This window comes from Chromohalobacter sarecensis (assembly GCF_023061135.1).
Classification (GTDB): Bacteria; Pseudomonadota; Gammaproteobacteria; order Pseudomonadales; family Halomonadaceae; genus Chromohalobacter; species Chromohalobacter sarecensis.
Genome location: NZ_JAKGAN010000008.1, coordinates 69,660 through 86,312, shown reverse-complemented (window position 1 = coordinate 86,312; position 16,653 = coordinate 69,660). Strand labels below are relative to the sequence as shown.

Sequence of the window (16,653 nt, the reverse complement as noted above, 5' to 3'; positions counted from 1 at the left end):
ACCTCCCCCCGCTTCCCGAGGATTAGCGCCTTGTTTCCCGGACGAGGCGGATCGCCACTCATGCCGTTGTATCGTGTCTCGCTCAATGGTGTTGCGCGCTGGTATTACATGCGCACACGCTTTGCGTTCACTTCCCGCCTCGCGCTGTCGCAACCCGGCACGACACAGCAAATGGAAGCAGTGGGCAGCAGTTGCTTCTTTCTCGATGCGACGTCGAATACGCTGTTCAAGCTGGTGGCCGACAAGTACACGGCGCAACGCGAGCCCTTCAAATGGTGGATTCGCGACATCCTGGAGAAACGCCTGCTGGGCGGTTTCGATGCTCTCAAGGAATGGCGAGCCAATGCCTGCATTCGCCAAGCCGGGCTGCGCGCCATCGAATGTCGCGGCGTCGGCGTCGCGCTCAACCCCTTCAATCCGCTGGGGTCGCTGCTCGCCATGGAGTATCTCGACCGGGGCGAGTCCGGCGCGGATTACTTTCGCCGCCAGGACGAAGAGGCACGCCTCGTGTTTCTACGTCGCGTGTGTGACGACGCCGTGGCCTTGATCCGTCACGGCTACTACCATCGCGACTTTCATTATGGCAACTTGCTGCTCAATAATGCAGGCGAGATCGTCTGGATCGACACCCACGTCAAACGCCTTCCGCAAGATGCCGAACAGCGTCGTAACACCATTATTGCCATGCTCAGCCCCACGAAATTGCAAGGCGAGCGTTATCGGGCATTCGCCGAAGCGTATCTGATTCGCCAACTCGCGCTATAGGGATTAGCACGTACCAGGGAAGATATTCATGCCAACGCCCAAACGCTTTGCCTTCGTCATTGCCGATCTATACGGCGGCGGCGCGGAGAAATCGCTGCTTTACACCGCCGACGGCCTTCGTCAACGCGGCCATGTCGTCAAGGTATTCATCCTGCGCGACAAGATCGAACACCGCCTTCCGGAAGGATTGGAGATCGAGAATCTCGGGGTCATCAATCGCTTCAGCAAGCTATTTTCCACCGTATGGATGGAAAGATGGCAAGCCGCGCGTATCGCACGCGCATTAAGCGCCTTTGCTCCGGATGTCGTGCTGTCTTGCTCCTGCGACAAGATCACCCGTCATCTGACATTTCCCAACCTGTGGTTCTGGATCAAGAGCGATATCTCGGCGAAATTCAGCGATCCCAACAAGCGCGCAAAGGCCTTTGCCAAGGTGCATCGCTTCTATAACGGGCGCAACATCGTCGCCGTCTCCCAAGGCGTCAAGGACAACCTGCTCGAGGTCATCGGGCTCCAGCCCGCTGAGATTCGCGCCATCTACAACCCTTACGAGCGTGCCCCCTTCCTGCGCATGGCCGAGGAGCCAGCGGCTATTCCCGGGGGCGAGTATTTGATCAACGTCGGCACTTTCGAGCCGCGCAAGCGCCATGATCGGCTGCTGCGCGCCTACAAAGCCAGTGGCGTCACCACACCACTGATGCTGCTGGGGAAAGGCAAGGGCGATGAAGAAGCCAGGCTACGCGCCATGATCGAGGACATGGGCCTCACCGAACGCGTCCTCCTGCCCGGCTACCAGACCAACCCCTACCCCTTCATTCGCCACGCCAAGGCCTTGATCCTCACCTCGGACGCGGAAGGCCTGCCACGTGCACTGATCGAATCGCTGCTGCTCGACACCCCGGTGGTCAGTGTCGACTGCCCCTCCGGCCCGCGTGAAATCCTCTCGGGGGAACTCGCCGACTTCCTGGTCCCGCGCGAGGACGAAACGGCGCTGGCCGACGCCATCGCGCGCATGGACGCCCATCCAGTCCGCGTGACCGAGGCGCATTACCGCCCGTTTCTGAAGGAAACCGTGCTACCGCAGTTCGAAGCCTTGGCGGAGTAATCGACTCGCTTCGAATGAGACAAACACAGCCACGTAAAACGGCGCCCCGCGAGGCGCCGTTTGCATATCCAACTGACTCGTATATTCCGCTGGTCCGATTCACGCCGACTGCAATGAATCGCCCCGGCCCACGGCGAAGTACAGCAAGCCCGCGCGCTTGACCGCCTGCGGGTCGAACAGGTTGCGCCCATCGACCACCACCGGCATGCGCAGCGTCTGCTTGAGCCAGGCGAAGTCGATGCTGCGAAACGCCTTCCACTCGGTGCAGATCACCAGGGCATCGGCACCTGCCACGGCCTGCTCACGATTCTCGACCAAGGCGAGGTCGTCGCGCTGGCCGTAAATCCGCCGACACTCACCCATGGCTTCCGGGTCGAAGGCTTGCACGCGTGCCCCTGCGGCCCACAACGCTTCCATCAAGGCACGACTGGGCGCCTCGCGCATGTCATCAGTATTCGGCTTGAAGGCCAGCCCCCACACGGCAATCGTCTTGCCGCTGAGATCGCCATCGAATGCCTGAGCAAGCTTGGTAAACAGCGTGGCTTTCTGACGCTGGTTGACGCCCTCGACGGCTTCGAGCAACTCGGCGTGATAGCCGATTTCGCCGGCGGTGCGTGCCAGCGCCTGCACATCCTTGGGAAAGCAGGAACCACCGTAGCCACAACCGGGATAGATGAAGTGGTAGCCGATGCGCGGATCGCTGCCAATGCCGCGACGAATCTGTTCGATATCCGCCCCCAGGCGTTCGGCCATATTGGCGATCTCGTTCATGAAGCTGATCTTGGTGGCCAGCATCGCGTTGGCGGCGTACTTGGTCAGTTCGGCGCTACGGATATCCATGAACATCAGCTTTTCATGGTGACGGTTATAGGGACCGTAGCACTCACGCATCGTCTCGCGCACGCGCTCGGCATCGGTGCCAATGATGATCCGTGCGCCGTGGGTGAAGTCCTCGATGGCGGCGCCTTCCTTGAGGAATTCAGGATTGGAGCAGACATCGACGGTCAGCGAAGAGCCCCGGGCGTCAAGCTCGCCCTGGACGGCATCGCGCACCTTGTCTGCCGTCCCCACCGGAACGGTCGACTTGTCGACGACGACCTTGTCGTCGCCCATGTGCTGGCCGATGCTGCGCGCCACGGCGAGGACGTACTGTAGATCGGCGCTGCCATCTTCGTCCGGCGGCGTGCCCACGGCGATGAACTGCAATGGTGCGAAATCGACGGCGAACGCCGCATCGGTAGTGAAACGCAGACGCCCTTCTTCGACATTGCGACGTACCATGGCGTCGAGCCCTGGCTCGTAAATGGGAATCTCGCCACGCTCGAGGCGTGCGATCTTGTCGGCGTCGACATCCATGCACATGACATCGTGCCCCACATCCGCCAGGCAGGTCCCGGTGACCAAGCCTACGTACCCCGTGCCGAAGATGCTGATTCTCATCGTATGTCGTCCTTTACGTGTCATGTCGTCAAAAAAAGCGTAGGCGCCAAACCCGAGCGGGCATCAAACTTGATAGAACGCGCGGTACCAGTCGACGAAGCGGGCCACGCCCTCCTCGACCTCGATCGTGGGACGGTAACCGACCGCCTCGAAAAGCGCCTCGGTATCGGCCCAGGTACGCGGCACATCGCCCGGCTGCATGGGCTGATAATCGCATTGCGCGGTACGCCCGGTCACGCGCTCCAGGGCGCGCACGAAATCCATCAATGCCACGGGGCTGCCGTGGCCGATATTGTAGAGTGCGAACGGTGCGGTACTTTGATCCGGCGCCGTCGCTTGCCGCTGGGGATCGCCCTGGGGAATCACATCCTGGATACGCACCACGCCCTCGACGATATCGTCAATATAGGTGAAGTCCCGCGACAGCTCGCCGTGATTGAAGATCGGCAGCGGCTCGCCGGCAAGAATCGCCCGGGTGAACTTGAACATCGCCATGTCCGGGCGTCCCCACGGGCCATAGACGGTGAAGAAGCGCAGCCCCGTGGTCGGGATCCCATACAAGTGCGCGTAGCTATGCGTCATCAGCTCGTTGGACTTCTTGGTCGCGGCGTAGAGGCTGATGGGATGATCCACGGCATCGGCGGTCGAGAACGGTACATGCGCATTCTGACCGTATACCGAGCTCGATGAGGCATAGACCAGATGCGGCACCTGCTGCTGGCGACAGCCTTCCAGCACATTGAGATGACCGACGAGATTGGACTGCGCGTAGACATGCGGATTGTCGAGCGAATAGCGCACCCCGGCCTGCGCGGCGAGGTGGATGACGCGATCGAAGCGCTCGCCGGCGAACAACGCTTGCATGGCCGCCTGATCGGCGAGATCGATGCGCGCGAAGCGCACATTGGGCAATGCAGCCAGATCGTCGAGGCGCGCCTGCTTGAGCGCCACGTCGTAGTAATCGTTGAGATTATCGATGCCGACGATAGTGTGGCCATCGGTTGCCAGGCGCTTGGCCACGGCATGACCGATGAACCCGGCCATGCCCGTAATCAGAATATTCATGGGGTTACCGGTCTCTCCTGTGATGGCGCGCACTATAGCATGGCGCTGGGGACGGGCCGATCCATGCACCGCACTTCATTGACGAGGCGCAAGCCAGGCGAGAATACCCACGAACAAGAGCACCAGGGCGAGCAACGAAAGACCGTCGAGCACGTTTTCCAGCGACAACAAGCGCGGATCGTTGGCAACCACCTGATGCGCATTGTGCATGCCCTGCAGGGCCAGTTGGCCCACGGCCGCAATCAGCGTCAGCATCATTCCCAATGGCAGGCTGGCACGCAGCCATGTCGGCAAGCGTGGGAACGACAACTGAGGACGGGAAGCCGGCTGCTTCTGCGTTTTCGCACCGGCCCGCGAGGCACCTTTGCGCGAAGCGGCATTGGCACGCTTGGGTGCGCTCTTGCTATGTGACTTGCTGCGTGACTTGCCCTGTGGCTTATCGGAAGACGACGCACGCCGCCCCATCCAGCGATAGACCAGCATGGTAAAGGCGGCTGTCAGCGCCACCGCAGAAATCAATATGGAAAGGAACAAGGAAAGCGAGGCCATGGAATCCCGTTGTCTTTCGAAGAAGAATATCACTAAGGATACCAGCGATAGCCCCGTGGTTCAGGCTCACTCGAGCGTCTGGTAACACGCCTGCATTCAGTTATCGAGCTCCACCCCCTGAGCTTCGCTGGCCAACTGTCGCAGATGCGCGATCAGCTCGTCGGCGGCGGCAGAGTGCGGCTCCTGACGGCGTGTGATGATGCCGTAGTAGTCCAGCGGCTTGCCGATCACACGTTCGAGCACGACGTATTGCCCGCCCGCCAGCGGCCGCCGCATGACCGAGCGTGGCAACACCGCCAGCATGTCCGAGGACTGCAGCAATTGGAGGGTCGCCTGAATCGACGTGGTTTCGACCACATTGGCGGGCGTAGCGATACCCTCTTCCGCCAGGGCCGATTCGAACACGCCCCGCATGGGGCTCGACAGCGGATGCAGTATCCACGGCCATTGGCTCAGTTCGTCCAGTCCCGGGGCATGATCAAGGCGCGTCAACGGGTGCTCGCGGCGCACCACGACCCGCAGCGGCTCATCCAGTAGCGGCTCGAAGTCGAACACGTTGTGCTGGCTGACATGCGTCAAACGCCCGATAACCACATCCAGGCGCTTGTGCTCCAGTTCGCGCAGCAGGCGGTCGCTGGTCTGCTCCTGCAGACTTACCGAAAGACGCGGCCGATCACGTTTGAGCCGCGCGATGGCCGCCGGCAGGATCTCCGGTGCGGCAGCGGCGATCGCGCCGATCAGCAACTGACCATAACCCCCTTCACGCAGGTCATTGATGTCATCCACCAGGCGTTCCATGTCGTTGAGCAGGATCCACGCATGGCGAATGACCTGCTCGCCCAGCTCAGTGGGCTGCATGGCCCGCGGCAAACGCTCGAAAAGCGCGAAACCGAAGTACGCCTCCAAATCACGCAGCATCTTGCTCGCCGCCGGCTGACTCAAATGCATGGTCCGCGCCGTGGCATGCATATTGCGACTCTCGGCCAAAGTAGTCAGCAACATCAAATGCTTGAAACGCAACCAGGCACAAAGATGTGTATGTGAAAGCTTGTCCGCCGTCATGATTGCCCTTTCCGATAACCTGAGCGAATCACAATGCCATAAACTTCGATTGGATTGTGATTTCAATGCGGCCATAGCCTAAGCGCAACGACATCACGCATTGCTCAACAACAATCACTGCCCTGATCGCCCCAGGGCACAAAGGGAGCGCAGCATGAGTGCGATCATCAACTACCTCACCAAGATACGTTTCGGCGACGATGCCCTGGAGGACCTGGCCGACGAATTGGCCCAGCTCGGTGTCACCACGCCCTTGATCGTCACCGACGCCGGGCTCACTGCCAGCGGCCTGGTCACGCGCGTTCAAGAGGCCATCGGCGGTACACGCCCGGCCCCGGTCTACGACGGCACGCCGGCCAATCCCACCGAAATCGCCATCGAGGAGGCCGTGGCGTATTACCGCGAGCATGACTGCGATGGCATCGTCGCGCTGGGCGGCGGATCGAGCATCGACCTGGCCAAAGGCGTCGCCCTGCTGGCCAGCCATCCGGCGCCGCTGCGGCAATATGCGGTAATCGATGGCGGCGCGGCCCGCATCGGCAGCCAGATATTGCCGTTGGTGGCCATCCCCACCACGGCGGGTACGGGTAGCGAGGTCGGACGCGCGGCCCTGATCAGCATGCGCGACGAACGCAAGCTTGGCTTTCTGTCGCCGCATTTGATCCCGGACGTGGCGATCTGCGATCCACTGCTGACGCTATCGTTGCCACCGCACTTGACCGCGGCCACCGGCATGGACGCCATCGCGCATTGCGTCGAGACGTTTCTCAGCCCGCGCTTCAATCCGCCCGCCGACGCTATCGCCCTGGATGGATTGCAACGCGCCACACGGCATATCCGCACTGCCGTCAGCGACGGCAGCAACCTGGAAGCACGCCGAGAGATGTTGATGGCCGCCACGCAAGGCGCCTTGGCATTCCAGAAAGGGCTCGGTGCAGTGCACTCACTTTCCCACGCACTGGGCGGCTTTCACGATCTCAAACTCCATCATGGCACGCTCAATGCTTTGCTGATGCCTATCGTGCTGCGCTTCAACCAGGATCATTGCGGCGACAAGTTCGCCCGGCTTCGCGACTCGATGGGGCTGGCCCCCGGTACGGATGTCGCCGACGCCTTCACTCAACTCAACATCGACCTGGGCTTGCCCATGCGCCTGAGCGATATGGGCGTCACGCGGGAACGTCTGGCACCGGTCGCCCAATGGGCACTGGAGGACCATTCCACCGCCACTAACCCGCGCCCCCCGTCGCACGACGATTTTCAGCGCATGCTCTTGGAGGCGCTATGAAGATCGCTTTAGAAAATCTTTTAACTAACTGAATAAATAGGAGATTTAACTCACTCTCTAGACTAAAGTCTAGACAAATGAATATTGCGTGCAATGTTCATTAAGGACTAACGTGAAAGACGCATCCCGTGCACGACAACACGTCATGACACGCCAATAACAAGGATCGATCATGCTCAAACTGCACAATAAAGCCGGACTCGCCAGCATCGCTGTGTTGCTCACCGCCATCGCCGGCCCGGCCCTCGCCGACTACCCCGAAAAACCCATCACCATCATCGTGCCGTGGGCCGCTGGCGGCGGTACCGACGCCACCGCGCGCACCATCGGCAAGGCGCTGGAAGAAGAACTCGGCGCAACGGTCAACGTCGTCAACCGCACCGGCGGGAGCGGCGTGGTAGGCCACAGCGCCATCGCCCGCGCCAATACCGACGGTTACACGCTCGGGTTGGTGACGGGCGAGATCAATATGATGCATTGGCAAGGCCTCACCGATCTGACCTACCGTGACTACACTCCCATCGCGCAGATCAACTACGACTACGCGGGCGTTCAAGTGGCCGCCGACGGTCCCTTCGATGACCTCGAAGACCTGGTTAAAACCGTGGACGAGCAACCCAAGGGTACTTACACCGCCTCCGGTACCGGCCAAGGGGGCGTCTGGCACCTGGCATTCGCCGGTTTCTTGATGGACCAAGGCATGGAACCCGACCGCGTCACCTGGATTCCCAGCCAAGGCGCGGCGCCCGCGATGACCGAACTCGCCGCCGGCGGCATCGACATCGTCCCCAGCTCAGTGCCAGAAGGCCGTTCGATGATAGAAGCCGGACGTGCCAACAGCCTGGGGATCATGGCACCCGAACGCCTGGATAGTTTCCCCGATGTCCCCACTGTGCAAGAAGCCATCGGAAGCGACTATCAGATCGGCGAATGGCGTGGCATCGCAGGTCCCAAGGGTATGGATCCCGAGACCGTCGCGACGCTCGAAGACGCACTGAAGGCCGCTTACAACAGCGATACCTATCAGGGCTTCATGGCCAAGCAAGGTTTCGGCACCGAATGGCGCAATGCCGAAGACTTCGGTCAGTTGATGGCGGATATGGACGAACGTTTCGGCAAGATCGTCGAACAAGTCGGCCTAGCCAAATAACCCGGGGGCCACGATGAAAGACTTCCTGCTCGGCCTCGCGTTCATAGTGGCAGGCGCCATCGTCTATGTCGTGGCCCAAGGGTTCCCCACCATGTCGAGCCTGCAATACGGGCCTTCATTGTTTCCCTCCCTCATCGGGGGAGGGTTCATGCTCGGCGGCCTGGTTCTCGCAATCGGCCATATCGGGGCTCTCAAGGGCGTCGCACACGGCATCACCTGGCGCATGGACCGCGAGCAGTTACGCAACATGCTGCTCTCTTTACTGCCGGCACTTGCCATCGTTTTCTATATTCTCGCCAGCGATTGGCTTGGCGCCCTGCTTTGTCTCGCCGCGATCATGTTCGTATTGATGCTGGCAAGGCGCACACCGCTATGGATAGCACTTGGCGTTTCTATCGTCGCGGCACTGGTCATCGATCTGGCGTTTTCTCGCTACCTGCTCATTCCCCTCCCCGAGGGACTGTTGGGCGTCTGGGGGTAAGTAAGTCATGGATGCATTTCTGCAAGGCCTGGCGCTGGTCTTCAATTTTCAGACGCTGTTGGTCATCGCCGCTGCCGCCATATTCGGGGTCTTCGTGGGCGCCGTACCCGGGCTGACCGCGACCATGGCGGTTGCGCTACTGGTCCCCATCACCTTCTACATGGACCCGACACCCGCCATCGCGGCCATTGTCACCACATCCGCCATGGCGATCTTCGCCGGCGACATTCCCGGCACCTACCTCAATATTCCCGGAACGCCCGCCTCGGCCGCCTATGTCGGTGAAGCCCATCAGCTGGCACGACAAGGGCGCGCACGCGAAACGCTGGGCACCAACCTGGTATGTTCCATGTTCGGCGGGTTATTCGGCACCCTGGTGCTGGTGTTCGTTTCACCCTCCCTGGCCGAGGTGGCCCTGCAATTCAGCTCCTACGAGTACTTCTGGCTGGCCTTGCTCGGTTTGAGCTGCTCGATCTTCATCTCCATCGGCCCCAAGACCAAAGCCTTCCTGTCACTGATGGTGGGCTTGCTGCTTTCCACCGTCGGCCTCGACATGATGAGCGGTGCCCCACGCTTCACCTTCGGCATTCCGGATCTGATGGCAGGCGTCAATTTCATCCCCGTGATGATCGGCATGTTCGCACTCAATGAGCTGATGAGCTTCTACGGTTCTCGCAACGAAGGACGCAACGTCCCCGCCGTGCACAAGGACAAGGTCTTCAGCAGCGTTCCCCAGCATCTCGGACGCTATTGGCGCAACCTGCTGCGGGGGAGTTCGATCGGCACGTTGATCGGCGCCCTACCGGGTGCGGGTGCAGATATCGCCGCCTGGATTTCCTACGCCATGGGCAAGAGCCGATCGAAAAACAGAGACGCCTACGGCACCGGCCACATCGAAGGCATCGTCGATGCCAGCTCGGCCAACAACTCCGGCCTTAGTGGCGCCTGGGTACCGGCGCTGGTCTTCGGGATTCCCGGCGACTCGATTACCGCCATCGTCATCGGTGTGTTGTACATGAAAGGCATGAACCCCGGCCCCACCATTTTCATGGACGGTGGCGGTCTCATCTATGCCCTATTCATCGTCTTCTTCATCGCCAACTTGATCATGCTGCCCATCGGCTATATCGCCATTCGTTCGGCCAAGGTCTTCATCCTGACCCCGCGCAAGATATTGATGCCGATCATTCTGTGCTTCTGCATCGTGGGCGCCTTTGCCATTAACAATACGATTACCGATGTCTGGATCATGCTGATCACCGGCTCGGTCGCGTTCATCCTGGCGCGCAACGACTTCCCCATGGCCCCGGCCATCCTCGGCCTGGTGCTCGGCGGCACGCTGGAGAACAACTTCATGAGCTCGATGCTCAAGAGCAACGGCGACCTGCTCAGCTTCTTCTCGCGCCCAATCAGCGCGGGCCTGGGTGCCATGGTCATCCTGATCTGGCTGCTGCCGGTGCTTGTTCGCCTCTATCGCCGTTACCGCGGCACACAATCACCGAGGACGCCATGACCACCTATGCTGCTACACAACTTCATGAGCTTTTGACGGCCCTCTTCGAGGAGGCCGGCGCTCATCGAGAGGTCGCCGACACCACCGCCGACGTACTGGTCGAGGGCGATCTCCTCGGTCACCACACGCATGGCATCAAGCTCGCCAATGGCTATCTCAAGGACCTCAAGACCGGTAAAGCCAGCGGCAACCCCGACACGCTCGAGATGACGGAAAGCAGCCCCGTGGCCGCCGTGATCGACGGGCATTATGTGTTGGGGCCGTACCTGGTCAGGCGCGCGCTGGAACATGCACGACAAGCCGCCGAAGGATTCGGGATCGGTATCGTTACGCTCAAGCGCTCCCATCACATCGCCTGCCTGGCGGCCTATCTGCGCCCCCTTGTCGAACGCGATCTGGTGCCCATCGTGCTGAGTTCGGACCCGTCCGTGGCCTCGGTCGCGCCCTACGGCGGCGTAACCCCCGTATATACGCCGAATCCGCTGGCCATCGGCATCCCGGGTCGCGACAATCCCATGCTGATCGATGTCAGCATGTCGAGCATCACCAACGGCACCGTCAACAAGACCCGTGCCGCAGGTGGTAAGCTCATGCATCCGGCGATCTTGACGCATCGCGGTACCGCCAGCGACGACCCCGAGGACTTTTTCACCACGCCCCCCGGCAGCATTCTGCCACTCGGCGGCCAGGCCTTCGGCCACAAGGGATTCGCTCTGGGGCTGATGATCGAGGCACTGACCTCGGCTCTCGGCGGTTTCGGGCGCAAGGACGCCCCAACCCAATGGGGCGCCTCAACCACTGTAATGGTCATCGATCCAGCACGTTTCGGCGGCACCGATGCCTTCGTCGAGGAAACCGACTTTCTCGCCCAACGCTGTCTTGAGTCCGAGCGTGCCGATCCGGATGTCGCGGTACGCCTACCCGGCCAGTCCGGCCTCGCCAAGCGTCAGTGGTATCTACGCGAGGGAATCCCCCTGCCCGATGATGTCGTCGACGCGCTGCGCCAGGCCGTTGCCGACTCGACGCTGGCAGACGGGACATTGAGCCGCGCACTAGGCCTATGACCGGAGACATAAGATGACACACGACCAGGACAATCCCGACACCAAAACCATCGGCGTCATCGGTACCGGCCTCATGGGCGCACCGATGGCGCGACGCCTCACCGAGGCGGGCCATCGAGTCCGCGCTTGGAACCGCACGCCCGACAAGACAGAGACACTACGCGAGCACGGCATCGAAATCGCCCATTCGGCGAACGATACCGCCACCGGCGCCGACCTCGTCATGGTCATGCTCAGCTCGGGGCCGGTATGCGACGACATCTTGCTGGGCGCCGACGGTGTCATCGCCCACATGGCGCCCGGTGCGATTCTGGTGGTGATGAGTTCGATTCCCGTCGAGACCGCCAGAAGCCAGGCCCAAGCCGCCGAAGCAGCAGGCGTCGGCTATCTGGATGCACCGGTGTCCGGCGGCGAGCGCGGCGCCATCGACGGCACGCTGGCGATCATGGTCGGCGGAGAAGCCGCCACCTACACACAAGCGCAGGCGCTGTTCGCGCCCCTCGGGTGCGACGTGCATGTCGGCCCCGCCGGTAGCGGTCAACTCGCCAAGCTGGCCAATCAGACCATCGTTGCCAACACCATCGCCACGGTGGCCGAAGCCTTGCTGCTCGCCGAACGCGGTGGCGCCAATCCCGCCAAGGTACGCGAGGCCTTGCTGGGCGGCTTCGCCGACTCGACGATTCTGCAGGTGCATGGCGAACGCATGCTCAAGGAAGACTTCCGCCCCGGCGGGCCCGCCAAATGGCAATGGAAGGACACGCAAACCGCCCAAGCGCTCGCAGACGAATTATCGCTCGAGCTTCCGGTATCGCGCCTGGTGGATGGCTTGTTCGGGGATCTGGTCGCGCACGGCGACGGCGAGCTGGACCATAGCGCCCTGATCCGCGAGCTGCGTCGGCGCAACGGCGAAAGTCCGCGCTAATCGGCACCGAGCCGTTAAGCTGGCGGCAGGTTGTTTTGTCGAGCACTCAGGAAGACGCGACCTCGCGCAGATAGGCTGGCACCGCCATCTTGCCCGCATCGCGAAAATCGGCCAGACGCGCCTGAACCTGGGCTTCGGAGCGTGCCAGATGTTCTTCGAGGGCTCGCCCCGCCGCGTCGCCGTGACGGTCACGGGCCTTTTCGAACACATGCCGGTGCTCGTCGAAGAACGGCGCTACACTGGGCAGCTCGATCGACGAACCCAGCAGATGCTTGCTGATCAATAGAATCGGCCGCGTGCGCCGCAACATGGTCATGATTTCGGCGTTGTTGCCGCACATCAGCGCTTCGTGGTGCAGGTCATTCTCGAGGGCATCGAGCAATGCGCTGGGCACCTGAGGATAATCGCGCGCGGCCTCGTCCAGACGCGTCAGATAACGCTGTATGTCCGCATCGCTCAACGTCTCGGCGGCACGGGTCATCATGAACGGCTCTAGCTGACGGCGTGCCTGGTAAAGATCATGCAGGCGCGTGTCGTCCAGCGGCACCACCGTCCAACTGCTGTACTTGACCTTCTCGACCACCCCGATGCTCTGCAGATACAGCAGGATGCGATGCGTCAGGGTCCGGCTCACCGACAACGAGCGCGCCAGTTGCAGTTCGTTGAGCTCGAAGCGTCCTTTCATCGAGCACAGCACCACGTCGCGCTCCACGCTTTCGGCATGCGCGCGCCAAGTATCCGTGCGCTCGATACGCGAGGCGCGAAAATCGCCCTTGCCCAGCGAGCGGCGCACCGCGTCGCCGGGTTGCGCACCGACCTGGTAACCGCGTCCCTCGAAACGACAGATCCATCCTTCCTCGTGAAGACGGGCCAGGGTCTGACGCACCGGCGAACGGCTCATCGCGAAGTGCTCGGCGAGATGTCCTTCCAGCAGCACCAATCCTGGCTCGAGACGCCCATCCTCGATGGCCTGGCGGACTACCCGATAAAGTTGATCCTTCAACGATCTGGCCATGCGTCTGGCGTACTCCTCCGAGATTATTGTGCGCACACGCGTGGTTCGAGCGCTCTTGAGCGTGATGGCAGCGCGGCGTTCGTCACGTGATCGCGCCGACCATCCAGGGCACGAACTCATTGCTGCCATACCCCAGCGATTCGCTGGCACTGGCATCGCCGGACGCGACGGCGATGATACGCTCGAAGATCACCTCGCCCATCTCTTCTACCGAAACCTCACCGTCGATGATGGCGCCGCAGTTGAGATCCATGTCTTCTTCCATGGTCTCATACATGTGCGTGTTGGTGGCCAGCTTGAGACATGGCGCCGGTTTGAACCCCGAGACCGAGCCACGTCCGGTGGTGAAGCACACCACGGTCGCCCCCGAGGCGATCTGCCCGGTGACCGAGGCCGGGTCGTAACCGGGGCTGTCCATGAAATTGAAGCCCGGTACCTTGAGCGGTTCGGCGTACTCGAGCACATCATTGAGGCTCGATGCCCCGCCCTTGGCCACCGCCCCCAGGGACTTTTCCAGAATCGTCGACAGGCCTCCGGCCTTGTTGCCTGGAGAAGGATTGTTGTTGAGTTCCGCACCGTTGATCTCGGTGTAATGCTTCCACCAGGCGATGCGATCCAGCAGCTTGCGCGCGACGTCCACGTCCACCGCGCGATCCAGCAGCAGATGCTCGGCGCCATAGATCTCCGGCGTTTCGCTCAGGATTGCACTGCCCCCGTGACGCACGATCAGATCGGCGGCGTGGCCCAATGCCGGGTTGGCGGTGATACCCGAGTAACCATCCGAACCGCCGCATTGCAACGCTACACTCAAGTGTTTGAGCGGCGCAGGGCGGCGCACATCGCGCTCATGCCCGCGCGCCATCTCCAGCACCTTGTCGCAGGCCATCTGAATGCTCGCCCGAGTACCGCCGACCTGCTGAATGTTGAAGTAGGCCAAGCGCGCCCCCTCCTCCAGCCCCGACTTCTCGACCAGTTGCTTAACCTGGTTGGTTTCGCAACCTAGCCCGATAAGCACCACATGCGCGAAGTTGGGATGCCGCGCATAGCCCGCGATGACGCGCTCGAGAAATGCAAATCCCTCGGACTCGGTATTCATCGCGCAGCCCGAACCGTGAGTGATCGGCACCACGCCATCGAACCCCAAGGCCGAGATATCACCCTCCGCATTGAGCCGTTCGGCGGCGACCTTGGCCACGGTCGCCGAGCAGTTCACGGTGGACAGGATGCCGATGTAGTTGCGCGTGCCGACCTGCCCATTGGCACGGTAATAGCCCATGAAGGTGCGCTCCGAATCGCTCACCGGCGTGCGCGGAAAAGGTTCGAAACCCTCCAGCGAGGTATCGCGCTCGAGCATGGCGAGATTGTGGGTATGCACGTGCTCGCCGACAGCGATAGCGCGGCTCGCCCGACCGATGACCTGACCGTACTTGATGACCTTGTCGCCTTCGGCGAGCGCTGTCAGTGCCACCTTGTGCCCCGCATCGATATTGTGACGCGCCACACACTCGTCGCCCCCCAGCGGCAGACCTTCCGGGACGGCACGCGTGGCGACGCCCACGTTATCGGCCGCGTTGAGTCGGATGACCGGCGGTGTCGTATTGATGAGCTGCATGAGGACCTCGCTGACAAGGACACGCCTCGCCGCCACGGAGGAGGGACGCATCGATTTCTGGGACTGGCTTTTTGTGGGACTGGCTTTACGCTCACTTTATTGAATATTGCACACAATGTTCAATTAAAATCTTATCGCACCCAAAGCGGTCCCGCGAGATCTCTCACCACGCGATAACCAGAAGAAATCAGCACAACAAAATTGCGATTGGCCTGTTATTGCTAGTTCGCCTTAGTCTGATTCTGAAAAACACTCATTGACGCGGCGCAGACCGCTCTCTCTTCAGGACACTGGATCATGACCACGATCACCCACCTTCAAACGCGAGATATTCGCTTCCCTACCTCGCGTCAGCTCGACGGCTCGGACGCGATGAACGAAGCGCCGGATTATTCGGCTACCTACGTAACCCTGACCACCGATGCCGACGACACGCACCAGGGCCATGGCCTGACCTTCACCATCGGCCGCGGCAACGATGTCTGCGTCAAGGGCGTCGAGGCACTGGCCTCGCGCATCGTGGGACGCGAGCTGGAGGCGATCACCGCCGACATGGGTACCTTCTGGCGCGATCTGACCAGTGGCGATAGCCAACTGCGCTGGCTGGGGCCGGAAAAAGGCGTCATGCACCTGGCGGCAGCGGCCATCGTCAACGCCGTATGGGATTTATGGGCCAAGCGCGAAGGCAAGCCGGTCTGGAAGCTGCTGGCGGACATGTCCCCCGAGCAGTTGGTCCAATGCCTGGACTTCCGCTTCGTCACCGACGCCCTCACCCCGCAGGAAGCCATTGCCTTGCTCAAGCGCCAGGAGGCCGGCAAGGCCGAACGCGAAGCGCACATGCGCATCGAGGGGTACCCCGCCTACACCACCTCCGCCGGCTGGCTCGGTTACTCCGAGGAGAAGGTGCGTCGCCTGGCGCGCGAAGCGCTGGCCGAAGGCTGGACGCACTTCAAGCAGAAGGTCGGCGGCAACCTCGAAGAGGATCGCCAGCGCGCCCGCATATTGCGCGATGAAATCGGCTGGGACCGCGCGCTGATGATGGACGCCAACCAGATGTGGGAAGTGGATGAAGCCATCGCCAACATGCGCGACCTGGCGGAATTCGATCCGCTGTGGATCGAAGAACCCACCAGCCCCGACGATATCCTCGGCCATGCCGAAATTCGTCGCCGTCTCGACCCCATGGGCGTCGCCACCGGCGAGCACTGCCATAACCGCGTGATGTTCAAACAGCTATTGCAGGCCGACGCCATCGACTATTGCCAGATCGATGCCGCGCGGTTGGGCGGGCTCAACGAAGTGATACTGGTGCTGCTGATGGCCGCCAAGTTCGACGTACCGGTTTGCCCGCACGGCGGTGGCGTAGGGCTGTGCGAGTACACGCAGCACATTTCGCTGTTCGACTATATCGCGGTCTCCGGCTCGCTGGACGGTCGCATCCTCGAATACGTCGACCACCTCCACGAGCATTTCGTCGATCCAGTGCGCATTCACCAGGGGCGCTATCAAGTACCGGAGGCTCCCGGTTACAGCATCACCCTGCATGACGACTCTCTCGAGCGTCATCGTTATCCCGAGGGAGAGGCCTGGAAAACGCCTTCCAACGAAAATTAATTGGCCAT

At 61.5% G+C, this 16,653-nt stretch carries 15 protein-coding genes; 9 read left to right on the top strand and 6 right to left on the bottom strand.

All coding sequences use genetic code 11. From position 1 onward, the window contains the following. Positions 1 to 60 precede the first annotated feature (60 nt). Together L1071_RS13065 and L1071_RS13060 are read left to right on the top strand one after the other, a co-directional pair. Entirely contained in the window at positions 61 to 765 is a 705-nt protein-coding gene (locus tag L1071_RS13065) for a hypothetical protein (RefSeq protein WP_246975583.1), read from the top strand. Between the two features lie 28 nt (positions 766 to 793). Continuing rightward, a complete protein-coding gene (locus L1071_RS13060; protein WP_246975581.1) occupies positions 794 to 1,870 on the top strand; it encodes a glycosyltransferase in 1,077 nt (358 codons plus the stop codon). A 99-nt stretch (positions 1,871 to 1,969) separates the two neighbouring features. On the opposite strand, the gene L1071_RS13055 is transcribed toward L1071_RS13060, so the two are convergent. The 4 genes from L1071_RS13055 to L1071_RS13040 all read right to left on the bottom strand — a co-directional run bounded on the left by L1071_RS13055 (position 1,970) and on the right by L1071_RS13040 (position 5,926). Beyond that, on the bottom strand, positions 1,970 to 3,310 hold the full coding sequence (locus L1071_RS13055) for a UDP-glucose dehydrogenase family protein (protein WP_246975568.1): 1,341 nt from the start codon (positions 3,308 to 3,310) through the stop codon (positions 1,970 to 1,972). 63 nt (positions 3,311 to 3,373) lie between these two features. Next, entirely contained in the window at positions 3,374 to 4,375 is a 1,002-nt protein-coding gene (locus L1071_RS13050; RefSeq protein ID WP_246975566.1) for an NAD-dependent epimerase, read from the bottom strand. Positions 4,376 to 4,450: 75 nt separating this feature from the next. Beyond that, the gene (locus L1071_RS13045; RefSeq protein WP_246975564.1) at positions 4,451 to 4,924 is read right to left on the bottom strand and encodes a hypothetical protein; all 474 of its coding nucleotides are present in this window, start codon (positions 4,922 to 4,924) and stop codon (positions 4,451 to 4,453) included. A gap of 96 nt (positions 4,925 to 5,020) precedes the next feature. Further along, a complete protein-coding gene (locus L1071_RS13040; RefSeq protein ID WP_246975562.1) occupies positions 5,021 to 5,926 on the bottom strand; it encodes a LysR family transcriptional regulator in 906 nt (301 codons plus the stop codon). A 214-nt stretch (positions 5,927 to 6,140) separates the two neighbouring features. On the opposite strand from L1071_RS13040, the gene L1071_RS13035 reads away from it, so the two are divergent. From L1071_RS13035 to L1071_RS13010, 6 genes are all read left to right on the top strand, one after another. Next, entirely contained in the window at positions 6,141 to 7,274 is a 1,134-nt protein-coding gene (locus L1071_RS13035) for an iron-containing alcohol dehydrogenase (protein ID WP_246975560.1), read from the top strand. Positions 7,275 to 7,446: 172 nt separating this feature from the next. Beyond that, a complete protein-coding gene (locus L1071_RS13030; RefSeq protein WP_246975558.1) occupies positions 7,447 to 8,424 on the top strand; it encodes a tripartite tricarboxylate transporter substrate binding protein in 978 nt (325 codons plus the stop codon). Between the two features lie 13 nt (positions 8,425 to 8,437). After that, on the top strand, positions 8,438 to 8,905 hold the full coding sequence (locus L1071_RS13025) for a tripartite tricarboxylate transporter TctB family protein (RefSeq protein WP_246975556.1): 468 nt from the start codon (positions 8,438 to 8,440) through the stop codon (positions 8,903 to 8,905). A gap of 7 nt (positions 8,906 to 8,912) precedes the next feature. After that, entirely contained in the window at positions 8,913 to 10,418 is a 1,506-nt protein-coding gene (locus tag L1071_RS13020) for a tripartite tricarboxylate transporter permease (RefSeq protein WP_246975554.1), read from the top strand. Beyond that, positions 10,415 to 11,482, top strand: coding sequence for an Ldh family oxidoreductase (locus tag L1071_RS13015; RefSeq protein ID WP_246975552.1), 1,068 nt, complete (start codon positions 10,415 to 10,417; stop codon positions 11,480 to 11,482). Before L1071_RS13020 ends, L1071_RS13015 begins: the two co-directional genes overlap by 4 nt. A gap of 13 nt (positions 11,483 to 11,495) precedes the next feature. Continuing rightward, positions 11,496 to 12,404, top strand: a complete 909-nt coding sequence (locus L1071_RS13010) for an NAD(P)-dependent oxidoreductase (protein ID WP_246975551.1) — start codon at positions 11,496 to 11,498, stop codon at positions 12,402 to 12,404. A gap of 46 nt (positions 12,405 to 12,450) precedes the next feature. On the opposite strand, the gene L1071_RS13005 is transcribed toward L1071_RS13010, so the two are convergent. Both L1071_RS13005 and L1071_RS13000 read right to left on the bottom strand, forming a co-directional pair. Next, positions 12,451 to 13,419, bottom strand: a complete 969-nt coding sequence (locus tag L1071_RS13005) for a GntR family transcriptional regulator (RefSeq protein ID WP_246975549.1) — start codon at positions 13,417 to 13,419, stop codon at positions 12,451 to 12,453. Between the two features lie 82 nt (positions 13,420 to 13,501). Next, positions 13,502 to 15,031 (bottom strand): UxaA family hydrolase, encoded by a 1,530-nt coding sequence (locus L1071_RS13000; RefSeq protein ID WP_246975546.1) that lies wholly within the window; start codon positions 15,029 to 15,031, stop codon positions 13,502 to 13,504. Between the two features lie 297 nt (positions 15,032 to 15,328). On the opposite strand from L1071_RS13000, the gene L1071_RS12995 reads away from it, so the two are divergent. Beyond that, a complete protein-coding gene (locus L1071_RS12995) occupies positions 15,329 to 16,645 on the top strand; it encodes an L-fuconate dehydratase (RefSeq protein ID WP_246975544.1) in 1,317 nt (438 codons plus the stop codon). The last annotated feature ends 8 nt before the right edge of the window (positions 16,646 to 16,653 follow it).